The sequence below is a fragment of the Candidatus Kapaibacterium thiocyanatum genome (assembly GCA_001899175.1).
Lineage (GTDB): Bacteria > Bacteroidota > Ignavibacteria > Kapaibacteriales > Kapaibacteriaceae > Kapaibacterium > Kapaibacterium thiocyanatum.
The window spans coordinates 362,830-380,878 of sequence record MKVH01000003.1 but is presented as its reverse complement, the minus strand read 5'-3'; the positions used below and the strand labels follow the sequence as shown (position 1 = coordinate 380,878).

The window sequence follows — 18,049 nt, the reverse complement described above, 5'->3', positions numbered from 1 at the left end:
AGCTTCTGGATCCCGTCCTGGAACAGACGCGAGATCTCGATCTTCAGACGCTCCAGTTCCGCCGTGTCGCAGGGCACAGGACCCACACGCTCGGCGTTGCCCGCACGTTCCGAGGAGACCGTGTCCCACTTCACGCAGACGTTGCAGCCGATGACCGTCGAGCACAAGGCTTCGACGGGACATGTCTGATTCAACGTGCCGAGCAGGTAGCGGCGATGCCTGGCGTAGAACTTCACCACATCGATGGGCGTCACGTCACCCGTCTGCATGTCGCGGTAGCTCAGGCGCCAGGCGGCATCCTGTTCGAAGCGGCCGATGACGGCCGTGAAGGCCGAATCGGTGAGCGCCGTGTATTCGACCGCCGTCGGCGTCGACGGCCACGACGTCGGGGCGACGAAGGAATGACTGCCCTTGATGGTGGAGAGCGACAGGCCCTGCAGTTCGGTACCCATGACCTGCGGCTGAATGGCCCAGCCGAAGAAGCGCTGCTGCTGGACGCTCCATATCCCCATCGGGGCGCCGTTGTTCATGCCGTAGCCTACGCCCAGCGGACGCGTGAACATGAGACCGTAGAAGCCGAAGCCCCGCCAGACGTTGTGATGCGGATTCGTCGTGTCCTGGATACGGTAGCCCAGATTGTCGAAGGCCATGAAGGAGGCGAAGGAGATCTGCGTGGGCAGGAAGCGCGTCATCAGCCCGTAGACGAAGGGATTGAACGAGATCGTCGTCCCGTTGATGTAGGCCGACTGATTGTAGAGCTGGCCCAGATACGTGCTGGACACCGCATCGATGGCGCCGTCGATGTTCCACACGCCGGGCGAGGATTGAACGGGTACCTTGGGCGATACCTCGTAGGCAGGCTGATAGGTCGGATTCGTCAGATAGCGCGTATCGGCCAGGGGCGTACGTCCTCCGAGCAGCGGAGCTCCCCACAGACCGTTCATCATGTTGTTCAGGATGTCGACCCACGGATGGGGATTCACCGTGGAGAGGCGCGGACCGTCGAAGACCAGACCGCAGAGAATGCAGCTATCCTTGCTCGGACGCGAGAAGAGGCCTTCCACACCCGGCACGACGCGCAGACGGAAGCGGTAACCGGCTGCCGGAGGCGTGAGCTCGCCCTGGGCACAGTCCGTAGGTGTTCCCATCTCGGGCTGGACGATACCACCGATGACGGCTTCGTCCTGCACGCAGGCGGGCACGGCCACGCCGAGCGACGTGAGGAACTTGTAGATGACGACGGCGTAGTTGACGCATTCGACGGCGACGGCGGCGCGGCGGCGGCGGTCGTAATCGTGGTTCAGGTAGTCGACGAGGAGATCGATCACCGTCTTCGTCTGTCCGACGTTCGTATAGACGTTGGGCGGGGTGGAGGGACACGTTCCGCCCGACGGCAGGACCACCGAGATCGTCCCCGTCATACGGAGCTTCATCTGGCGGATCTTCTCCATGCGCGTTCCGGGCAGATCCGTCTGTAGCGGCATCCGGCAGTTGGCCATGCAGTTCTGGATGATGGCTTCCACTTCGCAGTATATCTGACCGTCGCCCACGGCGGGCACGTGAAGGCTGCGAACATGTTTCTCGAGCGCCGTGCGCATGTTCTCGCACTTCGTGCTGCACTGTTCGACCATGATCTTGTCGGCGGCAGCCTTCGTATTCGTCCAGCCCGTGGCATCGGCGGAATTGGACGGGAAGTCCTGCGACTTCGTGGTTTCCCTCAGGGTACGCTCCTGATCTTCCGTCGTGACGGCATTGACGCACTGATTGACGGCGATCCAGTCCGTGACGCCCATCGGCGACGTATGTGCGGTACTGCAGGCCGGGAAGCGTCCCGTATCGCGGACGCGGATACGCTTGTAGGCGATGCCCGCTTCCGTCATGTCGTCGATCGTATTCTTCAGCGTCGCGGCATTCGTCGCGGGCAGACAGCGGCCGGCCGCATCGAGGAAGGCTTCGACGATGTCCGTCATGCCCGGAGGGAGCTGCGGTCTGGACAGGCTCTGCTTCAGGGCGGCGATGCGGGCATCGACGAGGGCCGTCCATATCGACCACAGCGTCATGCAGTCGTAGGCGCACGGAGCCGGTTCGGACAGCATGTTCTTCACCATTTCGTCGAAGCGCCGCTGTGCGGGCGATCCCGGAGTCGGATACTTGTTGCTCTTCGACGTACCATCCGAAGCCAGGACGAAGAAGAAGTCGTTGGGATCCGTGAAGTCGGCGCCGCCGAAGGCTTCCTTCCACTTCGTATGGACGTAGGCTTCGAAGTTGGGATAGGTCGCATCCGCGGGCGCGCCCGTCAACGTGCTGCACTGATTGCACTCGTTCACCGGCGGCAGCGTGATGGTCACGCACGGTCCGGTCGCGGGTAGCGTTCCCGTGATGGTGGGATGGGACGACCGATAGCTCTTGTACGAGGCGATCTGCTGTGCGGCCGTGGTCGTGGGTAAGCCGAACATCGTCGTGAACATCGAGGTGAGCGCCGAAGAGATCTTCGTGCCCGGCGTGATGTCGACGACGAGTTGCTGGTCCAGCGTGAGGCCGTTGAGGGGGTCCTTGCCGTCCGTCGTCACCACGCGCTCGACGACGTATTCGCCCGCGGCGAGATTCGTGAGTACATAGGGTGTCGTGCGCGTCGCCGTCGTACACGGACTCACGACGTCGGGCTTTGGCACGGCGACGTCATTGACGACCTGGGGCGGCACGACGTCCACACGGAGTACTCTGAGCCGTATGGTCTTGCGGCATTCGACGCATTGATCGAGGCAGGCCTCGGACGGGATGGCGGGCGGGCCCAGCTTGAGATTCGGGCCATAGTTCCACGTGGCGTTCACCGTCACCGTCGTCGCTGCAGCGAGGGCGAAGCGCGTCGTACCGATGACGGTATCGGGATGCGAGCGCACGCCGCCACGGAAGGTCTGGTTCACGTTCAGCGTGTTGACCACTTCGAGCTGGTCCGTGGCCGGTGTACCCATGGAGCCGTTGAGGTTCAGCAGCGCTCCTGCGCCGTCGGCGTTGATGCGCGTCTTTCCTTCGATGACGGACGTGTTGCCGTCGAGTTCGCTGCCGCCCAATACGCACGTGGCGATGAGGTGGGACTCGTTGTCGTAGTACGATGCCGTGCTCACGCCGTCGGGGCTGATGGTGATGATCTTCACGACGTTCTCGGCGTTCGGCGCTTCGTTGCCGAAGATGGAGGTGAGTTCCGACATGGAGACGGACGACGTCATCACCCTCGTCGATCGTGCGTCCGTCCCTGCCGGTGCGGCTCTGTAGACGTCGCCCGGCGGAATGGTCACGCGTGGGCGACCGTCGCTCGTATAGAGCGTCCGTGCGAACGTATATCCTCCCGCGCCGGGCACGGTGAGGTCGGAGTTGTCGTTGGAATGGTACGTACCCAGCGGCGACGTACTCGAGACCTGCGCCGGTGTGGCATAGGTCGTCCCTACGTCGTCGTAGGACTCCGTCGTGTAGAGCGCGTTCGACGTCGTCTTGAGCGCTTCCGGCTCGTAGCCCAGGCTGGTCTTCGTCATCGGCACGGGAACGCTCACGAGGCTCGTGCGGCCATCGCGGTCGAAGACGGCCTGGCTACCGAGGATGAGGTCCTGCGTACGGTCCCGCACGAGCTGCTGGGTCACGCGTCCGAAGGCATCGACGTAGGCGCGCGAGTCGGCGATGATGGACGTCCGCGACGTATCGGTGGCGATGGCGACGTCCTGCACCCATGGCTTCGATCCGTAGCTGTCGCGATAGAAGAAGCATGCGACGTGCGGATACGGATCGCCCGGCAGTACATGAGGTTTCGTACGGGACCAGTCGTTATCGCATGTCGCCAGCGTGATGGATGCGCCATCGGCGGGGGCATCGGACCACGGTCCGGCATTGAAGGGATTGTTCGCCTGACCGTCGTACGTCGTCGTGATGGGCCGTACGCGCCAGACGTAGTAGCCCGTACCGTCATGCGGCGAGAGCTTCAACGTTCTGACATCCTTCACCTGATAGCGCGTGGCGGCGCTCCAGTTCACCTTCGCCGAAATCGTGAATTCGTTCAGCGCCTTCGTCTCGTCCGTGTTGTACAGCCGGAGAAGTTCCACCTCGTAGAGCGTATATCGTGCATTCGTACAGGCGGGTGGCAGCGACCACTGCAGTTCGATCTCGCTGGTGGTGACGACCTGCGTCGTACGGTTGTCGTTGGGGAAGGAGCACGTGGCCGAGGGCGTCATACCGGCCAGCCAGCAGTGCAGGCGCTCGTTCAGTGTGGGTGAGGACGGGAACGTATAGACCATCTCGTCGTTCACGCACATGGCAAGGCGCAGCTCGGCATCCACGGCGGTAACACCCGACGGTGTGAAGCCGCTCGATGCGTCGATGCGGAATTCGATACGCGTATAGACCGTCGTCGGCGACGCATGGTAGGGATGGTTCTGGGGCAGGAAGGCCGAAGGCGGCAGCACGAAGACGCCTTCGGGCTTGCTCTGGTCGATCGTCAGGACGACGTCACCCGGCGTCAGAAGATAGTCCGTGTTCGACGCATCGATTCCGTAGATACGGCCGCGCACCGTCGACGTCCACGACGTCTTGCCCTGTTCGTACAGTTCCAGATTCCCTTTCGCATGGAACCAGACATAGGCGCGCACGGACTTGATCGTCCGGAAGCAGTCCACCGGCGTCGGAGTGATCGTCAGCGTCGTCGTGGCCTTGCCGCTGTTCTCCAGCTTCTGCGGCGACGTAGTGGACGTACTGATGATCTGCCTCACCGTATGCGGAGCATTCGGAAACGGCTGTGCCGTGAGCGAGATGCACATGCACAGCATCGCTACGACAGACAGAGCGGAATGGTATCTGTTCATGACGTACCTGCGTTACGGTGCGGTGGGAATGGATCTGATCTGGGTCTCGGTCAATTCAGGGCAAAGCATCTGGCAGGGCACCGTTACATTGCACGTGAAGGTACCTGTAATGGGCAGCAGTGGCCACATCGTACTATTGTAGTGATTGTTATGACAATCGTTACCTCGTGTTCCCTGGTATTCGCTGGTCGTTACCAGATTGCAGCTTCCATCGATGTATCGTATGATCCGGACGATACAACACTGTCGACAGTAGAGCTCCATCGTATTGCTTCCGGACATGGCATCGCTGCACTCGCACGCTCCGGCGCAGCGCCATGAGCCCGCAGGTGATGTGACAGTACACTGGAGCGTCGTCCAGCACGGCGGAAGGATCCAGGTAAAGAACTGCTTCGGAGCCGAAAGATCGATGATACCGATAGGATTGTCCGGCACGGTGGCACGGAGAATGGCTTTCTCGAGGATTTCCAGCGGATGTAGCTGACAGGTACTGCACAGTCCGAGAACGACGATATCGGTATACTTCACGCCACCGATGATACACGTTCTCGTTCTGAAAGAGACCGCGACGGAACATACGTCCGTCGGATCGGACGGATACGGAAGCGCACCATTCGTGAACCGTCTGTTCGAGACGGTGAACGTCATTTTCTGTATCGATCCATAGCTCGTACTGCATTTCCCCCGGCATTCGTTCACGATGGTATCGGCCCGCAGGGCCATCACCGAATCCTGTGCCATGACATCGTCCGCGAAGGCACATCCGATGACGAGACCGAGGACGAGAACCAGCGACGCTCGTATCATGGCAGCTCCTTGAACTGGAAGTCGGGATTCGCACCGCCGCGCAGGAACAGCGCGGTGCGCACCTGTTTCGGTACGTTACCACCGCCGGTGAGGGAAACGGCACGTCCATTCGTCGAATAGTTCACCAGACCGGCGGCGGCGCCGCGAGCATCGTAGGACATCGCGTTGGGATAGTGGTCGTCGCCGAAGACGGCGACGGGACGAAGCTCGACGTCCGTTATCATGGCCGATGTCACTGCCGTGGGCGAATGGACGATGACGTCGTCGACGTAGATAGCATAGGAGGATGGCGCGATCGTAACCGAGGTATTCATGTTGGTCTCGGTACGCTTCGTCTCTACGAGCATCCAGCCGTCGACCGTACCCAGAACGTCGTTCGCCGTGAGCGCACTGCCGTTGACGGTGATGGAAGTGACGGACGGTGGACTCGAGGCCAGCGTCTGAGGCCGTATCCACATGCGGATGACGATGTCGGCTGTACCCGATACCGTACCAGCCACGGCATTGGCGGGACGGTTGACCGTAGCACTGCCACCCGAAGCGATGGCCAACGACTTGAGTCCGGTGAAGGCGGCAGCGGTCGTCGTGCCGCTCGTCACGTCCTCCATCGATTCGTACCATGCCTTGCCCGCGATGGCGTCGGCGAACGTGGCCTGTACGACGCGGCCCGGAGCGTCGTGCTGCATGATGGAGGCCACGGCGAACTTGTCCTCGGCCATCGTCGGCTGACCGTGCATGTTCACCTTGGTTATCAACGTTCCGCGATGCCATCCATCCGTCGTCGGAGCTATCGTCGTGACCGATGCCGGATCGTACCACATGGCCGTCGTCGCGGGAGCGGGTCGTGCGAACGTGCCGGCGTTCTCGAAGACCGTCACGGCCGGTGTGCCACTCACGGCGCCGCTGGCATCGAGCGGCGAGGCCGCATTCCATGTCCATCGCGTCACGGGCAGCCACTGCTGGCCGTACGTCACCGAACCGATGGCGACGGGAAACCCCTGCCATGACAACGTCTGTGCCGAGAGTACGCGTGCGCCGGCCGGAATGAGGGGCAGTGCGGGGAGGTCTCCACCGACGAGGCGGACGTGGCCTGCATTCGGCGCCGTGGGTGGGACGGCGAAGGTGTTAATGGTAAGCGTTCCCTGATCGCCGACACGGAAGAGGCGCCAGAGATCCCAACTATGGGTATCGAAGCAGCGGGTGCCTCCCGGTGCGGCAACTGCCGGGGGTGGGCTCTGTGCCACATTGGCCCAGACGTCGTTGCTGCAGAACGTACGGTTAGTCCATGGATAGCTGCAGACGTTGAAGTTCTTGTCGTGCACACCATCGCACGATGGTTCATTGCGTGCCGCGTCATACGGTTTCGTGATGCCGATATCGACCTGCGTCTGCGCAGGATTCAACATCGTTCCGAACCAGAACTTCGACAGGGGTAGGATGCCCGGGAATGATACCGGATAGCACGGATCGATGTCGTCCCTATACGGCGCCGTGACGTCGAACGATGCGCTACCGTTATCGAATCGCAGATAGTTCACGTACGTCCGGCTCACCGCCCCGGAGCCATCACGCACGAAGTCGTTGAAGGCGTTGAGATTGCGTTCAAGCCCATACAATGCCCTGCTTCGCGTGACGGCGGGCGCGAGATCCAGGCCGTAGTATGCGGTTGATGCGGCCTGGGCCATGATGAAGTTCTTGCGTCCGGAACGCAGCACGACGACTTCTACATTCGTCGTCGTAGCCAGCGTACCGACCTTGGCCCTGACCGGAATGGTGATGGAACCTGTTGCCAGAACCGGTATGCCAGTGGAGGCAACGATGGCTTGCAAGGTCGTACCCTGATAGATGGCGAACTCATCGCCTATCCTGAACAGGTTCATCAGCGAGTCGGTTCTGCCGTCGTTGATCGTTCCGACGCTACGGGTAAGCTTCAGTGCCGTGGGCGATACGACGTCCGCAGTCACCACACCGTATACCGGATGATTGCTGCTACTCTTGAATACTTGCCGATAGAGCTCCGCACGCTGTCCTACGTCAGGATAGACGGCCAGCGCCGGAGTCGTTACCGCGGTGATGGAACTATTGTGGTTACCTGCCGGTACCGAACCCGTCGCCGACGTTCCCTGATAGGAATCCGTTCGTCGCGTAATCGCCGGGAGGCCCGTACGGATATCATAGGCCATGATTTCCGACGTATCGCGGCGTCCGTCCACCATCGATATCGTTCTGCGCACGACCGGCGTCTGACGCTGGATATTCGTCGCGACATACGTCTTCAGTGAATGGTTCACACCGTTGTACAGGAAGCCGAGGCCCGTGAGCGGGAAGACGGGTGCGGCGGGATTGATCTCGATCGTGAAGTCGCCACGGAACATGTCGAGCTTCTCGGTGAAGAGGCGCGACTCCGTCATGAGGTCCTGATGGTCGAGACCGGCCCGTGCACGCAGGGTATGGTCTTCGGTATTGAAGTAGTCGATGAGATCGCCAGGCATCGTGTAATCGTACTGCGTCGACGAGACGAGACGTTGCGTTTCCGCCGATTCATGGACGCCGCTGTACCGTTCGGACGAAAGCAGCAGACCGTGATGCTGACGCAGCTTGATGGCAAAACCCTGTCTGATACCGACGTCCATCTTCGATCGCTGGAACATCGGCACCGACAGCGGGTGATAGTCATTGGGAAGGACGCTGGCCGTGGTCTTCGTCGCGACCACCGTCGGTACATCCCTGACCGTGGCGTACTTCATGATCGCGTAGCCGGCCGTGTTGACCTGCCTGTTGAGCGGACGCATGACGATCTTCGAATATCCTACCGATGCGCCGGGCAGCAGACTGTAGCCGATTGGACCTTCCATCTTCGCCAGCAAGGCATCGTCGAGGATTTCGTTGGCGGCCCTGTGCCAGTATTCGGTGTCGATGCCGACGACGGCATTCTCCTCGCGCATGATATCGGGCTCGTTCGTGGCCACACCCCATGATTCCTTTTCCACAGTGCCAGTGCGGTCGCCGTAGATGTACTCCGTACCGAGCGCGGAGGCGTCACCTGCTTCCTGTGTACCGTCGGGAGAGATCGTGAGGAGACGTGCGACACGGGCACCACCTCCGGCCTTGACACCGGCCAGTGGCAACTTGAGCACGGACCGTATGGGCACGATGCGGGCGAGACTCGACGTCGGGATGGAAACGATCTGATTGAACATCCAGCCGGGCAGCAGACCGAACTTGATCATTAGACCCATCGGGTCGTAGGCATCGCCGTCGTCGCATTGACATTTCCCTTGCAGGAAGGTCTTCCAGTACTTGATCACCACTCCATAGGGCGAGTTATACTGGGCCTCCTGGAGTGTGGACATGGTCGACGTCCCGAAGTTGCTGTCGTCCATCGCACCGATGGTAAGACGTATGGCCTTCTGCCCTCCGGTCACCGTCACGAGCGAGCAGGACACGACCTTGCCGTAGCCGCGTACGTAGAACTGATCCAGTGGCTGGGTCGCATCGTCGCAAAGGTTACGATCGTAGGCGAAGCGGAAATACATCGGTTCGCCGTTGTCCACGAAGCGACTCTTCAGATTGGCCACGTAGCGATCGATTCCGGTGGCGTCGGCAGGGTCGAGTCCAACCTGCTGTACCGCCACGGTGAAGGCATTCTCCTGCGCACTCGGTCCCGTCTTGTTCCGTCGGCTGATATCTCCTGCATACTGCGTCAACGGTACCAGTGACATGGCCGGCTTGTCCTGCACCCAGGCATAGGTACGACGCTCGTAGATGGGCACGATACGATTGCCCGTCGGCATCTTGATCGTCTTCAGGCGATAGGTACCGGGGTCGCCAGCGGTCTGCCAGTATTGCGGCGGCGCGAAGCGCTGCATCTCCATGACGGGATTACCGGGATCGTCAGCCGGTCGTATACCGGTCTGATATCCCCATGCATCGACGTTGTTGGCATTGAAGGTCGGATTCTCGGTGACGGGAGACGGGAACGATACGCTCGCACCGTATCGCGCCGTAAGCGGACCGACGTTGATCTCGTCCTTCGTCGTCGTGCCCGCGCCCGTTCCTGCCGTCGGATAGTTGTAGTAGAAGTCGACGGGAGCGATGGACGACTCCTTAACGTCGCGACCTTCGGTCCAGATGCGTCGCAGCGTGAGCTTGCCGACGTGCGTTCCGCCATACGACGCCGACGACGGATTGCCGGGCGCCACGGAATAGTCGTAGCTGAAGTGGACCGTCTGCAGCTTGATCGGCGGATTGGCGCCATTCTTCTTGTAGAGGACGATTTGCGAAAGGTACGGAACGTCGTTCACCATCGGGCGTGGAGATGGCACGTTCGCTTCGCTGCCATCGGCGGCGGGTTCATAGCCATCCAGGCGCTGCACCGGCCCGGACGTCGGCGGAATATCCTTGTTCGTATAGAAGTAGGCTACGTGAGTAGCCGTTTCCACTCTCGTCAGGAACGTCTGTTGCTGGCGGCCCGTGGCGAAACTCAGAACGTCGTCGACGTTGTCGTCCACGTCCTGTCTGTCGATCCAGTATCCGTTATAAGGCGATCGCCACCGGCGTGTCATCCGGTCCGTATAGCCGAACGTCGTCCATCCTCCTGCATCGGCGTCATCGGGTCCGTTGTCATTGACGTCGACATAGTCGGGACTGTACATGGCCGTCGCATACCACGTATGAACATAGGGATGGGACATCTCGCGCGTACTTACGTCGCTGGCATCACCTTCCTTGTATGGCACCGTTGAATAGAACACACGTGTCGCAGGGCGGAGTACATTCAGCCCCTTGTCGAGTTTCGTGTAGGTTGTCGACTTCTCGTTGAAACAGTACAGCGCCGTATTGAAGTCGATCATGGATCCGTCTTCGTTGGTCACGGTGAAATCCATGATCACTTCGGGAGGCATGCTCTCGATCGTATAGTTCGTTCCCCTGAAGCGGGCTTCGATACTACGCCGCAGGATATTGTTGCCCGTTGCGATACCGTAGAGATTCCTGAGATCGCCCGCCGTACGGTACTCGACGGATCGATTCATACGTGGCAGGCGCCCTCTGTTTACCGGATGATAGGCCGACTTCGACAGACCGTCGAAACCGGGCACGAGGCTGCCGTCCGTCGACGAATACCGCACTTCGTCGGCAGGATCGTCGACGTACCGGAAGAACGGCTGCATACGTCGCTGGGCGAGCCATTCCGCCGTCTCGCCGTTGAGATTCCATTCCGTACCCAGGCCACTCGTCTGCATCGTATGCGTCGCGGGAAACGGTACGATGCCGCCGAGACCGGCCCCGTAGTTGACCCCGGCGACACCCTTGATGCTGAGCGAACGAACGTCGATCGACGACGTCTGCACGGAAGGACGGAGACCGAGTGGAAGAGCGTGGTGGGCGCGGAACTTCCCGCCGAAACCGGGAGCGCTCACGAGGAATTCGTCGTTGGCAGGCAACGGTATCGGTAGCGTGCTCGGGTCGTCGCGAGAGACGTTGTGTTCACGTTCGACGAGATAGTCCATCATGATGTCGGGCCGACCCGGCGTCATGGCATCGGGAACGTAGAGATAGCCGTTGGCCGTCTTCGTCTGATCGACGAAGGTGATGGTCGACGTGGTGAAGGTTCCCGCCGCTTCGTAGAAGCCGAGCCGGAACGACAGTTCCGAGATATCGTTCTCACCGCTGAAGGGACGCTGCATGCCGGCGTTCGGACTCTGCCGCGACTGAGGATCGTAGCTGAACATCGAAATACCGAAGATGGATGTGGAAGGCCCTCCTGTCCTCGACTTCTGGCCCATTCCCATACCCAGGCCGAACCGTCCCTTCGTGTCGTAGGATAGGCCGATACCGAGGTTGAGCCCGTTCGGGAGACTGATGCCGACATTCGGAGCTATGCCCGTGACAGCATCGAAGCCGGTCATGGAATTACACGATACCATGAACGTACCACCCAAACCGAAGGAGCTGACGAAACTGTTGTTGAAGCTGAGTATTTCACCGCCACCACGCAGGGACAACGAACTCATGTTGATCGTTCCCTTGTCGTGATAGAGCACGGTACGCTCCTTCATATCGTCCGGAAGCCCTTTGCGCATGCGATAGACGGCCGGCGCCTCGAGCGTCCACCCGTATCCAACCCACGACGCTTCCTCCTCGGCGCGCACTTCGCTGCTGTAGTTGAGCGTGATGGTATAGCTGCTGCCGTGCGGACCCGGCACGGTCATGACCGGGATAGCGCACTGGAAGGCCCCGGTGAAGGGATCGACGCTCGGCTGCGGTTGAAGCTGGGCATGCGCTTCGTGCAACGGAACGGCCAGCAGTACCGCGAACAGGGCAAGGATGTGATGCTTCATGATCCACGCACAATCATTGTACTCGAAAGGGTATACGGTCGCATCGGCACAGGAAGGAGTCCTGACCGCACATGGAGTTGTGCAGGCCGGATGATGGTATGATGTACGGACACTATCTGCTGGCCGCACGGACCGGTCGACGGGCGATAGGCCAGTGATATCGGACCGTATCGCACGCTATGTCGATGTAGTATGGAGACCTTTCCCGAAGGTCGTCCTGGTTTCATGCCGCACATCGATCCGCATTGCGGTCGTGAACGATGGCGGCTCTCCGCACGTTCGTCGTGTGAACACGATCCGAAGTGAAACGGCGATGTTCACGTGTCCTGAAGCGCTACAACGTATTCGGATCGTATGCAGTCATGGCCTACGTCGGAATATCGGGGGGGGGGGATGTCCTGCATCGTCGGACTGGTCAGGTCCATCGGACGCAAGGATCGTCGTACAGGCCGCACCGCACTGCCGGCCTCGTTCCGCTCGTCGTCCGGCCTGCAAGCCGGCTCTGGTACTCGTTCCACACTCGGATGTCCGGATCCCACGTGTTCGTGGTGTATGCCGGAAGAATCATGTCGGTCGTGTCGCGTGGTTACGGGAGGTCGGTCCCGGTCGCAAATCCTGAAGGAGTGTCCTGGTTATCGAATCGTCGAATTCACATCGTCGTCAAGCATCGTCATGAGCGGTCATCATGTCGAAGCACATGATCTCCATCGCCGCTCCCTGCTATCGATCTGTCGTATCGTCGTCCGAACATCGTGACAATCGTTCGGAGTCCTTTCATTCGTCGTCATGCTCTCGTTCAATACACAGCGCGAAGATATGACAAAGTCGATCAATACTCCATCATCGATATCGACATATGATGCTACATTATTTCATCATGTCGTGGATAATCCAGCTTCATCAATGAGATACACTCATTCATAAAGAATAACTATATGCTCATCTATTCGCGATTGACTGCGTAGTCGGCATCGATTCGACATAGACCGTGCGTGAAGGATAGGCATACGTCACGCCGAGTTCGGCGGCAAGCCTGAGCATGGCCATGTTGACCTGTTCACGATAGGTGAGTTCCGCTTCGTAGTCGGCGGCATCGAAGAACATGGAAACGGTGACGTTCAACGACGATGCATCGAAGTCCGAGAAGCCGGCGATCATCTTGCCCGGTTCCTTGACCGTGTGAGGATGGTCGGCCATGATGCGCTTGACGCCATCGACGAAGGCCTGCAGCTTCTCCGGCGACGTGGAGTAGTTGATACCGAGCGTGGTCTTGTAACGTCGATAGACGCGAAGCCCCATGTTGTCGATCGTCATGTCGGCGAGACGGCCGTTCGGAATCGACACGAGGCTGTTGGCGAACGTCCGTATGCGCGTGCTGCGGAAGCCGACTTCCTCCACGACGCCTTCGGCGCCGGTCACGGAAATCCAGTCGCCGATGGTGAACGGACGATCGGCGAAGATCATCACCGAACCGAAGACGTTCTTGATGGTATCCTGCGACGCGAAAGCGAGGGCCACACCACCGATGGAAACGCCGGCGAGCAAGGCCGTGATGTCGAAGTTGAGATTCTGGAAGATGAAGATAAGACCGACGAGGATGACGAAGAACTTCAGCGCCTTGCGGAACAACGGCACGAGCTGGTCGTCCAGCGTGCTCTGCGTCCGCTGTGCGAGCTGCTCCGCACGCAGCGCCACGATGTCGACGAGACGGTAGACCGTGACGATGCCGAAGAACGGCAGCAGGGCACGGATGATGATGACGCCCCAGTGGGAGATGTCGGCAGGGAGCCTGAGCAGCGGCAGCAACAGACTGAAGAAGCAGATCGCGACCATCAGCGAGAAAGGCTTCGCGGCCGACTTCAGGATGTCCACCGATTCCTCCGGCAGCTTCCATGCCCGCGTGAACCGCTTCAACAGGCGCATGGTGATGGCGGCGATGACGCGTCCGATGATGAAGCCCAGGATGAGGATGATGGCGAGACCTATGTGCTGCCAGACGTACAGACCGAGAATACGCGTTCCCTGCATGGGGAAGAGAGCGACGAAACGGTCGAGTCCGAACGGATAGATCTCGGCATAGAGATCGGGAACACTGGCTACCGTGCGGCGGCTCATGTACCATTCGCTTCCGACACGCTCGAGGGTGATGCGTGGTTCGTCGATGAACGGACGATAGATATTCTGATCCGTGGCACTATCCTTGTAGTTGGGATCGTTGGGCACGGACTCGAGATCGACGAAGAGGCCTCGTACATCGAGAAACGTCTTGAGCTGCCCGGCACGCTTCGTCAGTTCATCGGCACCGAATCCCCTGCCGTTGAGCGTACGCGCCGCGAGGTCCGGGCGCTGGACGTCCTCGGCCTGCGTGCGCAGGAAAGTATAGATGGTGTTGCGCGGCGACGACCGTGAGACGCGGATCTCCTCCGCCGGTGCGGCGGCGAGACCGCTGCAGAACAGGACGACGTACAGGACGATCATGGTGACCATCCCGTACGTCGACCGTAGTCCTCGATCGATCATCGGCGGCTTCGGCATCGGCCCCATCGATTATTCCGCACCGGGTACGTTGAGCGCACGGAACAGTGCCTTGATATCGGCGATCTTCATCTGTCCCTTGTCGCCTTCGCCATGCTTGCGCACACTGGCGGCATCGTTCTCGATTTCCTTGCCACCGACGACGAGGGCGAAGGGCACCTTCTTCTGTTCGCTCTCGGCGACCTTGCGATTGATCTTCTCGTTCCTCACGTCGAGATGGACACGCAGGCCCATCGCTTCCAGTTCGGCCGCGAGATCGGATGCATACGTATGGTGCGCATCGGCGATGGGCAGGATGCTTACCTGGACCGGTGCGAGCCAGAACGGGAAGTTGCCCGCATAGTGCTCGATGAGAATGGAGATGAATCGCTCCATCGATCCGAACGGTGCACGATGGATGATGACCGGACGATGCTTGGCGTTATCGGCGCCGGTGTATTCGAGCTGGAATCGTTCAGGCATGACGTAGTCCACCTGCACCGTACCGAGCTGCCACTTGCGGCCGATGGCGTCGCGGACGATGAAGTCGATCTTCGGTCCATAGAAGGCGGCTTCGCCTTCACCGATGAAGTAATCGAGCCCCATCTCGTCGGCGGCCTCCTTGATCTCGCGTTGCGAGACTTCCCACAGTGCGAGGTCGCCACCGTACTTGTCCGCGTTGTCGTCACGGAAGGACAGGCGCGTCGTCACGTCCATACCGAAGGTGCTGAACACGAACTGCGTGAGTTCGACGACGCTCTTGATCTCGTCCTTCAACTGATCGTGCGTGCAATAGATGTGGGCATCGTCCTGCGTGAATCCGCGTACGCGGGAGAGACCGTTGAGCTCACCCGACTGTTCGTATCGATAGACCGTGCCGAACTCGGCGATACGGACGGGAAGGTCGCGATAGGAACGCGGCTTCGACGAGAAGATCTGGTGGTGATGCGGACAGTTCATGGGCTTGAGCATGTACTGCTCCTCTTCCACCTGGATCGGAGCGAACTGCGACTCGGCGTAGTACGGATAGTGTCCGGACGTCTTGTACAATTCCAGGTTACCGATGTGGGGCGTGATCACTTCCTGATATCCGCGCTTGAGCTGTTCCTCGCGCAGGAAGGCTTCCAGCCGGCGACGGATGAGCGTGCCGTTGGGCAGCCATACGGGAAGGCCACCGCCGATCATCGGGTTGATCATGTAGATCTCCAGCTCGCGGCCGAGCTTGCGATGGTCACGGCGTTCCGCTTCCTCTCGTTGCGTGAGATACTCTTCCAGTTGCTGCTTCTTCGGGAAGGAGATGCCGTAGATGCGCGTGAGCACCTTGCGCTTCTCGTCGCCACGCCAGTAGGCACCGGCAACGGACAGCAGCTTGGGATACTTGATGAAGCCCGTCGACGGCACATGCGTACCGCGACAGAGATCGGTGAAGTCACCCTGTCGGTAGAAGGTGACCTGCTGGCCCTTCAGCCCGTCGAGCAGTTCGAGCTTGTATTCGTCGCCCTTTTCGTTGAAGTAGGCCACGGCATCGTCCCACGTCACCTCTTCGCGTCGATACGGAACGTCGCGCCTGGCGAGTTCGAGCATGCGCGCTTCGATGGCGGGAAGATCCTCGACGCTCAGCTTCGTATCACCGGGCAGATCGACGTCGTAGTAGAATCCGTTCTCGATGGGTGGTCCAATGCCGAACTTCACGCCAGGGTAGAGTCCTTCCAGCGCCTCGGCCATGAGGTGGGCCGTGGAGTGCCAGAAGATCTCGCGGCCTTCGTCATTGTCGAACGTCACGATACGGATGGCGGCATCGGCCACGATGGGACGCGACAGGTCGTACGGTACGCCGTCGACGAAGATGCCGAGGGCGACGCGTGCCAGGCCGTCCGAAATACTCTTGGCGATGTCCATCCCGGTAGTGCCGGATGCATACTCCCGGACGTCACCGTTGGGCAGGGTGATCTTGATCATGATGGTCTCTTGTGTTGAATGTCACGTCGGTACACGCCATGGAACGGCGCGGAAGCGACGGCGATGTCCCGGAAGGGACGCCGCCATCGGCATTCGATTCTGCAAAGTTAGGGTTATTGGCGTTCGGCCGGGAGGAGGGAGGTCACGTTCGCTGCGTATGCATGGCGCCGAAGAGGCGCACTTCGCACCGTATGACGCGGCCGTGCAGGCGGCGGTTGGCCTCGCCCAGCAGTCGCGGTTCGATATGGAGGTGCCGCAAGGACATGGCGGAAGATAGGGATTTATGGGGAGACGGGGAAGGATGGGGCCTGGACAGGGTTCGAATACCCGCCTCGGTGAGGAGAAGCAGGTCTTCGTCGTGCAAGGGAATATACAGGCATCAGGTCGACCTGAATGATCGCCCGCATCATATGATCCAGCACTCGTGCTTCATCACGGTGATGAAGCGCATCCACGTTCCGTTCTTCTCATTACAGACGCCGGGTATATAGTGCGCGCGTCGGCGGTTCGATTTGCCGGCTGCTTCCGTTTCGTGAGTGACGAGCACGCTACCCGTATCCATCGCATATGCTATGAGGAAAGGATCGGCTGCTCGTGGATCGTGGTCGACCAGACTCGAACAATCCTTGCGAATACGGTCAGCCATCCGCAACAGGTTCATACCTCTGGAGTCTCGATACATCGAGTTCTTACTGCTCTCACACTAGGAACACAGTTCCGCATCGCCGATTCTGCGGACCTCTTCCCAGACATGGTGAATGACATGGATACGATTATGTACGACCATTTCCTCCAGTCTGGCCTATACCGAAGGGAAGACACCGGGAGGATAGTTCTCGCTCTACCAGTCGATAAGCACATTGGTATCCAGAACGTAATGACGGTCGGCCATTCACGACTCCTGATAGACGTTCTCGATCAATTCGCCAAAGTTGTTGGCTCTGACACCGATAGCCGTGAGCGCATCGGTCAGACTCAAGGCTTTACGATGATATGCCCGCACCACACGACGGATGACCATTCCCGAATTCTTGTTCAGTGCCAGATAGACAGGGTCCGGTTGCCCTGGAACCTTGCGTTGGGGCAAACCCGCATTGCGGGCGCTCCATCCACGTAGTCATGCATCATACTCTCGATCCGATATTGTCTTCAGCGCCAATAACCTCGTCATCAATCCCTTTGGGGTAAATCCCAGGTCCCGGATATCGATCGCAAGTGATCGGTATCATCCATCAGCTTTCCTGGAGTGGTAACTCGCAGTAGCTTGTTCAGATCGGTGGCGGGAAGAAGAACATCGCCGGCGATACGTTCGACGGCAGCTTCATTCGCTGTATCCATGGAGGTCGATGCACTGATGGTTGTTGCGTCATGCTGGAGAACATGTACGAGTTCATGCAACAACGTATACAGCTTGAACTCGGTCGAATACTCCTTGTTGTTGACCGCTATCGCAGGATATTGTCCTCCTGGAACCGAGAGACCCCGGAAGGCGTCTCGATTCACGCAGTATGTCTGACGACCAGGATTCCGAGCGACTCGATTCTCCGACGTATATCACGGAAGCTCCGGTCAATGCCCCGG

General features: G+C 59.8%; 8 protein-coding genes and 1 pseudogene. 2 read left to right on the top strand and 7 right to left on the bottom strand.

The window, feature by feature from the left end:
* The 3 genes and pseudogenes from BGO89_05170 to BGO89_05160 form a co-directional block, all read right to left on the bottom strand.
* Nucleotides 1–4,811: pseudogene (locus tag BGO89_05170) on the bottom strand (hypothetical protein).
* A 48-nt stretch (nt 4,812–4,859) separates the two neighbouring features.
* On the bottom strand, nt 4,860–5,654 hold the full coding sequence (locus tag BGO89_05165) for a hypothetical protein (GenBank protein OJX60955.1): 795 nt from the start codon (nt 5,652–5,654) through the stop codon (nt 4,860–4,862).
* Nucleotides 5,651–11,995 (bottom strand): hypothetical protein, encoded by a 6,345-nt coding sequence (locus BGO89_05160; GenBank protein OJX60954.1) that lies wholly within the window; start codon nt 11,993–11,995, stop codon nt 5,651–5,653. The genes BGO89_05165 and BGO89_05160 overlap by 4 nt, the downstream gene beginning before the upstream one ends.
* Before the next feature lie 393 nt (nt 11,996–12,388).
* On the opposite strand from BGO89_05160, the gene BGO89_05155 reads away from it, so the two are divergent.
* Entirely contained in the window at nt 12,389–12,751 is a 363-nt protein-coding gene (locus BGO89_05155; GenBank protein OJX60953.1) for a hypothetical protein, read from the top strand.
* A gap of 183 nt (nt 12,752–12,934) precedes the next feature.
* Here the strand turns inward: BGO89_05155 and BGO89_05150 are convergent, their stop codons facing one another.
* The 3 genes from BGO89_05150 to BGO89_05140 form a co-directional block, all read right to left on the bottom strand.
* Entirely contained in the window at nt 12,935–14,530 is a 1,596-nt protein-coding gene (locus BGO89_05150) for a hypothetical protein (protein ID OJX60952.1), read from the bottom strand.
* Between the two features lie 12 nt (nt 14,531–14,542).
* Nucleotides 14,543–16,468, bottom strand: a complete 1,926-nt coding sequence (locus BGO89_05145) for a threonine--tRNA ligase (protein ID OJX60951.1) — start codon at nt 16,466–16,468, stop codon at nt 14,543–14,545.
* Nucleotides 16,469–16,874: 406 nt separating this feature from the next.
* Nucleotides 16,875–17,129, bottom strand: coding sequence for a hypothetical protein (locus BGO89_05140; protein OJX60950.1), 255 nt, complete (start codon nt 17,127–17,129; stop codon nt 16,875–16,877).
* A 90-nt stretch (nt 17,130–17,219) separates the two neighbouring features.
* On the opposite strand from BGO89_05140, the gene BGO89_05135 reads away from it, so the two are divergent.
* The gene (locus tag BGO89_05135; GenBank protein OJX60949.1) at nt 17,220–17,585 is read left to right on the top strand and encodes a hypothetical protein; all 366 of its coding nucleotides are present in this window, start codon (nt 17,220–17,222) and stop codon (nt 17,583–17,585) included.
* Between the two features lie 53 nt (nt 17,586–17,638).
* Here the strand turns inward: BGO89_05135 and BGO89_05130 are convergent, their stop codons facing one another.
* Nucleotides 17,639–17,971: a hypothetical protein gene (locus BGO89_05130; protein OJX60948.1), complete on the bottom strand. Its 333-nt coding sequence runs from the start codon at nt 17,969–17,971 to the stop codon at nt 17,639–17,641.
* Nucleotides 17,972–18,049: the final 78 nt, after the last annotated feature.

What these genes read in the sequence shown, in the direction of transcription:
- BGO89_05155 (OJX60953.1), top strand. Translation starts at nt 12,389, where the DNA reads ATGTCCTGCATCGTCGGACTGGTCAGGTCCATCGGACGCAAGGATCGT.
- BGO89_05140 (OJX60950.1), bottom strand. Translation starts at nt 17,129, where the DNA reads ATGAACCTGTTGCGGATGGCTGACCGTATTCGCAAGGATTGTTCGAGT.
- BGO89_05145 (OJX60951.1), bottom strand. Translation starts at nt 16,468, where the DNA reads ATGATCAAGATCACCCTGCCCAACGGTGACGTCCGGGAGTATGCATCC.
- BGO89_05160 (OJX60954.1), bottom strand. Translation starts at nt 11,995, where the DNA reads ATGAAGCATCACATCCTTGCCCTGTTCGCGGTACTGCTGGCCGTTCCG.
- BGO89_05150 (OJX60952.1), bottom strand. Translation starts at nt 14,530, where the DNA reads ATGCCGAAGCCGCCGATGATCGATCGAGGACTACGGTCGACGTACGGG.
- BGO89_05165 (OJX60955.1), bottom strand. Translation starts at nt 5,654, where the DNA reads ATGATACGAGCGTCGCTGGTTCTCGTCCTCGGTCTCGTCATCGGATGT.
- BGO89_05135 (OJX60949.1), top strand. Translation starts at nt 17,220, where the DNA reads ATGGTGAATGACATGGATACGATTATGTACGACCATTTCCTCCAGTCT.